The organism is Halolamina salina, assembly GCF_042678005.1.
Taxonomy (GTDB): Archaea; Halobacteriota; Halobacteria; order Halobacteriales; family Haloferacaceae; genus Halolamina; species Halolamina salina.
In genome coordinates this window covers 1-7,714 of the sequence record NZ_JBHUDH010000157.1, presented here as the reverse complement: position 1 = coordinate 7,714, position 7,714 = coordinate 1, and the positions used below count along the sequence as shown (strand labels likewise).

Annotated in this window: 9 protein-coding genes; 2 read left to right on the top strand and 7 right to left on the bottom strand. The window is 68.7% G+C overall.

The window, feature by feature from the left end:
- Positions 1–894, top strand: an 894-nt coding sequence (purM, locus tag ACFR9S_RS12990) for a phosphoribosylformylglycinamidine cyclo-ligase (RefSeq protein ID WP_379731329.1), incomplete at its 5' end; no start/stop codon positions are given.
- 400 nt (positions 895–1,294) lie between these two features.
- On the opposite strand, the gene ACFR9S_RS12985 is transcribed toward purM, so the two are convergent.
- From ACFR9S_RS12985 to ACFR9S_RS12965, 5 genes are all read right to left on the bottom strand, one after another.
- Positions 1,295–1,834 (bottom strand): CBS domain-containing protein, encoded by a 540-nt coding sequence (locus ACFR9S_RS12985; protein WP_379731330.1) that lies wholly within the window; start codon positions 1,832–1,834, stop codon positions 1,295–1,297.
- Between the two features lie 48 nt (positions 1,835–1,882).
- Positions 1,883–2,254, bottom strand: a complete 372-nt coding sequence (locus ACFR9S_RS12980) for a DUF555 domain-containing protein (RefSeq protein WP_379818835.1) — start codon at positions 2,252–2,254, stop codon at positions 1,883–1,885.
- Between the two features lie 126 nt (positions 2,255–2,380).
- Positions 2,381–3,196, bottom strand: coding sequence for a hypothetical protein (locus ACFR9S_RS12975; RefSeq protein WP_379731332.1), 816 nt, complete (start codon positions 3,194–3,196; stop codon positions 2,381–2,383).
- 120 nt (positions 3,197–3,316) lie between these two features.
- Complete coding sequence (locus tag ACFR9S_RS12970; protein ID WP_379731333.1) at positions 3,317–3,745, bottom strand: GtrA family protein; 429 nt, start codon at positions 3,743–3,745, stop codon at positions 3,317–3,319.
- Complete coding sequence (locus ACFR9S_RS12965) at positions 3,746–5,182, bottom strand: sulfatase (protein WP_379818834.1); 1,437 nt, start codon at positions 5,180–5,182, stop codon at positions 3,746–3,748.
- A 174-nt stretch (positions 5,183–5,356) separates the two neighbouring features.
- Between ACFR9S_RS12965 and ACFR9S_RS12960 the strand changes: the two genes are divergently transcribed.
- Positions 5,357–6,325: an arsenic resistance protein gene (locus tag ACFR9S_RS12960; RefSeq protein ID WP_379731335.1), complete on the top strand. Its 969-nt coding sequence runs from the start codon at positions 5,357–5,359 to the stop codon at positions 6,323–6,325.
- Positions 6,326–6,328: 3 nt separating this feature from the next.
- Here ACFR9S_RS12960 and ACFR9S_RS12955 read toward each other — a convergent pair whose 3' ends face one another.
- Complete coding sequence (locus tag ACFR9S_RS12955) at positions 6,329–6,619, bottom strand: chorismate mutase (RefSeq protein WP_053948453.1); 291 nt, start codon at positions 6,617–6,619, stop codon at positions 6,329–6,331.
- The gene (locus ACFR9S_RS12950) at positions 6,616–7,503 is read right to left on the bottom strand and encodes a shikimate kinase (protein WP_379818833.1); all 888 of its coding nucleotides are present in this window, start codon (positions 7,501–7,503) and stop codon (positions 6,616–6,618) included. The genes ACFR9S_RS12955 and ACFR9S_RS12950 overlap by 4 nt, the downstream gene beginning before the upstream one ends.
- Positions 7,504–7,714 lie beyond the last annotated feature (211 nt).

Genomic DNA, 7,714 nt, shown 5'->3' with positions numbered 1-7,714 from the left:
GCCGGCGCCGCGGGCGAGGGCACCGACAGCGACTACGCCGGCCTGCTCGACATCGGCGACCGCTACCTCGCGCTGGCGACCGACGGCGTCGGCACGAAACTCCTCGTCGCCGAAGCGATGGGCGACTACTCCACCGTCGGCATCGACTGCATCGCGATGAACGCCAACGACCTCGTCGCCGCCGGCGTGCGCCCGGTGGCGTTCGTCGACTACCTCGCGGTCGACGAGCCAGACGAGACGTTCGCCGAGCAGATCGGCCAGGGGCTGGCCGCCGGCGCCGAGGCCGCAGACCTCGAACTCGTCGGCGGCGAGACGGCGGTGATGCCCGAGGTCGTGAAGGGGCTGGACCTCGCGGGCACCTGCGCGGGGCTGGCGGCGAAAGACGCCGTCTTCCCCGGCAGCGCCGAGGTCGGCGACGCGCTAGTGGGCTGGGAGTCCTCCGGAATCCACTCCAACGGCCTCACGCTGGCCCGCGAGGCCGTCACGCAGGAGTACCAGTACACCGACCCCTACCCCGGCGAGCGCTACGACGCCGTCGGCGACGCCCTCCTCGAACCGACCCGGATATACACCGACCTGCTCGACCCGATGCGCGAGCACGGCGTCCGCGCGGCCGCACACGTCACCGGCGGCGGCTGGACCAACCTCGAACGGCTGGGCGACTATCACTACGAGATCGACGACCCCTGGCCCCGGCAGGAGGTGTTCGACTTCGTGCAGGACCTCGGCGACGTGAGCGACGAGGAGATGCACCGGACGTTCAACATGGGCACCGGGTTCGTCGCCGCCGTCGACCCCGAGCGGGCCGACTCGCTGGTCGGGGAGACCGACGGTCGCGTGATCGGGCAGGTGGAAGAGGGCGAGGGCGTCAGTATTCGCGGGCTGGAGCTGTAGTCGGTCTGTTGGGACCCTATTGATGCGGGGTTATTCGTACTGAAACAGCCGGTACGTCGGTGAACGAACTGATGACCGAACGGCTCTCGGGGTATTCCGGACGGGGCGGTGAGGGGAGCCACAACGTCTGACGTGGTGGACCGACGACAGACGTTGTTTCGGACACCTCACCACGTCTGGGTTCCGCAGTCAGTTCGACGATTGCGACCGCCACCTGGACTGCCTCCCGATCGGTAACCCACTCCGATCCCTCCCGAGGTCCGCAAGGGGTATCCAACCCCCCGAGTGTGGGTTGGGACCGATACATAATGATCCCCGTCGATTTTGAAGAGTGAGATGTTTTTGACGATGTGGGTTACAGGACGCCGCTCGACGTAACCCCTGTCCCGACCGACAGACGTTAGGAGAGGTGACTCGCGATGTCGGCCTCGGTGATGATCCCCGCGGCCTCGCCGCCCTCCGTGACGATCACGGCCTTGTAGTGGTCCAGCAGGTTCCGGATCTCGTCGACGGTCGCGTCGGCGCCGACGGTCGGGAACGACTCGCTCATCACCTCCGCCACGGGTAGCTCGCCGACGTTCTCGCCGGCGTGGACCACGTCGGACTGGGAGATCGAGCCGACCGGGACGCCGTTCTGGATCACCGGGAGCTGAGAGTACGCCTCCTCGTCCATCAGCTCGACCGCGTCGCTGACCGAGTCGTCCGGGCTCACGTGGACCACGTCCTCGTGCATGAGGTCCGCTGCCCGGACCACCTCGCCCTCGGCCTCGTCGAGCGCCTCGACGATCCGCCGGAGCGTCGAGAGCCGCGGGTCCACGTCGTCGTTCTCGACGCGGGCGATCAGCGGCTGGGACACCTCGGCGCGTTCCGCCAACGCCGACTGGGTCAGTCCCACCGCGTTCCGCCGCTCGCGCAGGTCCTCGGGTGTCGGCAGCTCCATGTCCAAGAATAACTAGAGGTAATTTGAAAGCGTTTCGGAAGGCGGGAGTTACTCGGCGCTCGCGCCCTCGTCGCCCTCCTCGGTCTCGACGGTCTGGATGACCTCCAGAGGCACGTCACGGAGCGCGCCGCCGACCTCGCTCTTGGCGATGCGGGTGGCGTGCTCCTCGTTCTCGGCGTTGAAGATGTCGATTTCGAGCACCAGCCCAACGAGGGCGGTGCTCGCGGCGATGAACGCGGAGTCGAACGGCTCGCCACAGGCCGGGCAGTCGGTCAGCCCCACCTCGACGTCGACGTACTCCTTGTCGGCCTCGTTGAGTCGGCGGCCGGACTCGGAGCCGTCGACGCCGATGGCGTCGTCGATATCCTCGACGTCTCGCACGAGCCACGCGGCCTCCATCACGACGTGATAGTTGCTCATACAGCTACTCCACCACCGGCAGGCAAAGTTTCGTTGGTTCGGCGGCGCCAGCGCGGGCGACGGGCGGGCAGCGACTCTCGTGGCCGAGGTCCGAGTGGCGATTACTCCGTCCAGCGAACTCGCCGGCTACAGTTCGACCTCGGCGTCGGCAACGTAGTTCTCCTTCGCTCGGCCCGTCTCCGGCCCTTCCGGAACGAGACCGGGGGCGGAGATCTCGTCGTCGAACCGATTCGGGTCCGGGGAGAGCGAGTCGAGGATCTCCGAGAACGTCGTCCCGTCCCGGCCAGTAACGTGGACGAACCCCCCGTACTGACGTTGCTCGACTGGGGTCGTCTCCGGGTCCGGGAACGCGTCACGGATACAGCCGACGCGCTCGCGGAGGTACTCCGCGGCCTCGTGCTGGGAGTACTGACAGTCGGCGTAGTACTGCTCTCGGGCGCGCTCGTCGAGATCCGCCTCGAGGTGTTTGGCGGACTCGTACCGGACCGCGTCGTCGCTGATGTCGCCGCTGAGGAAGCTGAGGTTCACGGTGAAGCAGTCCGGGTAGCGGAGGATCACCAGAAAGAAGATCTGCTCGTCGACGGTGTAGCGTTCCTGCAGCCGGTAGTAACACTCCAGATAGTACGCCGCGAGGGCGCCGACCCAGTCGTCGCGCTCGCCGTCGAGGTACGCGGTCGCAACATTGTAGTAGTCCTCACCGGCGACCTGCTGTAGGCGGTGTTTGAAGCTCTGTCTCATCTCCGCCAGTTCGTCCTCGTACACCTCCGTCAACGGGACGTCCGGATCGTCGAGCAGTTCGGCCTTTCGCTGGCCGGCGTCGGCGATCCGCATCATGTTCTCGTGGAGGGATCGCTCCGCGTCCACGTCCGGGAGCGGGATACGGACGGCCTGCCGGTGCAGGATCTTGGTGCCCGACGCCATGCGCTCACTCCAGTCAGTCATGCGCCATTATCTGCCGCCGAGTACGCCACACGGGTTCTTGAAGTCGCCGAGAGCCTCGGTAGCGTTACACACTGACCTGCAGAGTGTACTGAACTGCTCGCGTTCTACCGGAACCACGAGTCAGGTCCGTTTCCACGTCCACCGCGAGTCAAGCACGTACCGATAGATACCGCTGAGGAGGATCGCCACGGCGTTCGCCAGCAGGTACTGCACCCCCCGAAAGTCGACCAGCGCGTACAGCACCGCCAACTGGATCGGGATGGCCGTCCCCCGCACGACGTTCGTCTTCAGCAGCCCCGTGAAGTAGGCGGCCCACCCCGAGTTCTGTATCGACGCGAACGTCCACGCGTTGTTGAGCACGTACGTCATGACGATCGTGATCTCGATCGCGACGGTCGCGCCGAGCAGGTAGTTCACCTGCCCGACGTCGACGAACAGCCAGAGCAGTACCATCTGGACGCCCGCCGTCGTGGTGCCGACGATGACGTACCGCCGGAGCCGTACCGCGAGCGGGCCGCTCACCATACTGCGAAGGAGCGCGCGGACCATCTAGCGGTAGCCCAGCGCCTCCAGCCGGTGTTCGAGGTCCTCGTCGACGCCGTCGGCTGCGATGGCGGCGTCGCCGTCGGCAGCGCGGAGCAGGTCGGCGTGAGCGTCGACGAGTTCGCCGAACTCCTCGATCACGGCTCGCTCTTCCGGATCGGGGTCGTCGCTCAGGTCGTCCTGCTGGTCCGGGTCGTCGGGCCGGTAGTACAGTTCGCGCTCGCCGTCAGTATCGACGTTCTCGACGTACGTCCAGTCGCGGTCGCGGACGCTCACCAGCAGGTCGCCGTCGTCGAGCGATCGCGGGATCGGCTGGCTGGTCACCGTCTCGCCCCGGACCGTGACCGAGACGACCGGCTCGTCGGCCGGTTCCGCTCCCTCGAGGACGCTCGGTGCGGCGCTGCTCCCCTGCCACGCGTCGGGTGCGTCGACGCCGAGGAGGTCGGCCACCGTCGCGGGGATCGAATCGAGGCCGACCTGTCGCTCGATCCGCCCACCGTCGCTTCCGGGCACGTCGACGATGAGGGGAACGTTGATCAGTTCGTCGTACAGCTTCGGGTAGTGTGCGAGGTGGCCGTGCTCCTGGAACTCCTCGCCGTGGTCGCCCGCGACGACGACCGCCGTCTCGTCGTCGACGCCGGCGGTCTCGAGCGCGTCGAGCACGCGGCCCACGCTGGCGTCGACCTGCCGGACCGCGGCCTGATAGAGGGTTCGGAGATCCGCGAGCGTGCGCTCGCCGACGTTCCAGCCCAGCCCCGTCCGGGTGTGGGCGTGGATCATCCGGTGGGTGCCGAGCAGGCCGTCGGAGACCTCGCGGATGTATCGCGGCGCCGGGACGTACGGCGTGTGGGCGTCCATGTAGTGGATCCAGAGGAAGAACGGCTCCTCGACCGACTCGACGTAGTCGGTCGCCGCGTGCTCCACGTCGAACATCCGGGAGGTGTCGAGGAACGGCCGCTCGTCGGTGCCGCCGCGGAGCCACGAGCCGAGGCGTCGCACGGGCGAGGTCGCGAGCTGGAGCCACGCCTCCACCGTCGGGTGGGTCGCGAGGTACTTGCTGTAGATGCTGGAGCCGACGCTGGCGACGAACGGCTCGAACTCGTCGAACCCGTCGTCGTATCCCCAGTGGGAGGTCAGAAACCCGTTGGCGGCGTTGAAGCCGGCCGTCGAGAACCCCGCCTCGGAGAGCGTCTCCGCGAGCGTCTCCGCGCCGTCGACGCCGATGCGGCCGGTGTCGCCGAACACGGGCCGGGAGGCCATGATCGACGGGAACGAGAACGGCGTCCAGTTGCCGTTCGCGAACGCGCGGTCGAACGTCGTGCCGCGGTCGGCGAGGCTGTCGAAGACGGGCGTGTGGCGGTCGTCGTCGTACGCGCCCACGGCGTCGGCCCGGAGGGAGTCGACCGTGACGAGTACGACGTTCGAGATGTCGGAGTCGGTCATGGGGTGAGTCCCCGCGCGTCGACGGCTTCGTCCGCTGCCCGGACGAACCGCCGAATCGAACGGCGGAGACGAGTGTATACCTCCTACGCCGCGCCCCGGGAGTATAAGTACCACCATCCCGGCGTCGGTCGCCGACCCCCGTCGTTTTCCCGAGCGCCCTCGAACGGCCACCGAATGGACGGGAACGCGCTGCTCCAGCGCCGGCAGGTCGCGGTCTACGCCGTCGCCGTGCTGCTCGCGGTCGTCGTCGGCCTCGGCCGTCCGACTGCGGCGCCGACCCTCGAACGTCTGATCGATCCGGTACTGGCGCTGCTGCTGTACGTCACGTTCCTCGAAGTGCCGTTCGTCCGGTTCCGACGCGCGTTCCGGAACCGACGGTTCGTGGCGGCCGCGCTGGGGTTGAACTTCCTCGTCGTCCCGGTCGTGGTCTGGGCGCTCACGCGGCTCCTCCCGGCGGAGCCCGCGCTGCTCGTCGGCGTGTTCATGGTGCTGCTGACGCCGTGTATCGACTACGTCATCACGTTCACCGGCCTCGCGGGCGGCGACGCCGAGCAGGTGACTGCGACGACGCCGGCGCTGCTGCTCGCCCAGCTACTGGCGCTCCCCCTCTACCTCTGGCTGTTCGTCGGGCCGGCGGTCGCGACGGCGGTCGAACCGCGGCCGTTCGTCGAAGCGTTCCTCCTGATCATCGCGCTCCCGCTCGCGCTGGCGTGGCTCACGGAGGCGTGGGCCGACCGTTCCAGGCGCGGGGCGTCGTGGCAGGCGGCGATGGGCTGGCTGCCGGTGCCGATGCTCGCGGCGACGCTGTTCGTCGTGATCGCCTCACAGCTACCGCGCGTGCAGGACTCGATCGGTCGGATCGTGAGCGTCGTCCCTGTGTACGTCGCGTTCCTGCTCGTGATGCCCCCGATCGCTCGGTTCGTGGGTGTGCGGCTGGGCCTGCCAGTCGGCGAGCGCCGCGCGCTCGTGTTCACCTCGGTGACGCGCAACTCGCTGGTGGTGTTGCCGCTGGCGCTGGCGCTCCCGGCGGTGTATCAGTTGGTGCCGGCCGTCGTGGTCACGCAGACGCTGGTGGAACTGGCTGGCATGGTGGCGTTGACGCGGGTGGTGCCGCGGTGGGTAGTGCCCGACGGCGAGAGGTAGTCGTCAGCGGGACTCCCGCTGCTCGACCTTGTTCAGTTCGATCAGCAGGCGGAAGATCGCCTTCACGAGGTTCGAATCCACGTCGAAGCGCTCGGCGTTCTCGCCGGCGCGGTCCATCACCGCCTGCTCCTGATCCTCGTCGGTGGTCGGCAGCCCCTGTTCCTCCTTCACGTCGGCGATGGTGTCGGCGACGTAGGTGCGCTGGGCGATGAGTTCGACCAGTTCGCGGTCGATCTGCTGGATCTCCTCGCGCAGTTCCTCCAGGGTCATGTCGTCGGGTGTGCGTTCGCTCATAGGTATCTGCCTCCAGTCGCCCGCGTCTCGGTCCGCAGCGTCTCGCCGGGTCGCTCCTGCCAGCGCTCCTCCACCGCTTCCAGCCCCTCGGGGTCGCCGACGGCGACGACGCTCGGTCCCGTCCCGGAGAGCGAGACGCCCTCGACGTGGGGCATCGCCTCGACCGCGGGATCGGCCGAGAAGCCGAGCGCCGCCGAGAACGCGAGTCCGTTGAGCGTCATCGCGGTCCCGTACTCGCCGTCGAGCGCGAGCTCCTCGACCAGTTCGGCCATCGGCGCCACGCGCGCACAGCGTTCGGCGTCGGCGTCGGCGGAGTAGGCGCGCTCCGGCGGCGTCCAGACCAGCACTGCCCAGTCGACTTCCTCGCGGGCGAGCAGTTCGTCGTCGGTGTTGTCGGTGACGGTGAGACCGCCGAGCATCGACGCGCTGGCGTCGTCGAACGCGCCGGTGACGGTGACGCCCGCCTCGCGAGCGGCCTGTACGCCGATCCGGCAGGCGTCCTCGTGGTCGACGATTCCCGCGAGCCCGAGCGCGTCGGCGGTCGCGAGCACCGTCGCGTTCGCGGCTGCGGAGGAGCTCTTGAGTCCTGCAGCAGTCGGCACCCCGCTCTCGGTTCGGACCGTGCCGCCGACCGATTCCGGTGCCGGAAGATCGGCAGTCGCTGCCGGGTCGTCGCCCCAGCGCTCGACCGCGAGCGAGACGCAGCACTCGATCAGTTCGGTGTCGGCGTCGGGCTGGCCGTCGATCTCCCCCTCGATGTCGCCCGAGCCGTCGAGTTCGACGTGGGCGGCGGTCTCGAAATCGAGCGCGAACGCGGCCCCCCGGCCGGTCGCGAGCGCGTTGAGCACCGTCCCCGCGCCGGGCGCCGCGGCGTGGCCGTCCATGTCCGTACTGGAACGGGTGCCGGGCTTGAAGCTGGTGGTCGCGGCGGCCCGGGGCAGTGGCGGGGTTACAGCAACCGCGCGCCTTCGGTAGAGACGCGGGTCCGGTTCGCCAGCACGCCCTCGCAGTCGACGGCGACGACCGTCTCCCCGAGCATCGCCATCGTTGCCGCGCCGCCGGCCTCCTCGACGCGGGCCACGTCGTCGACGACGC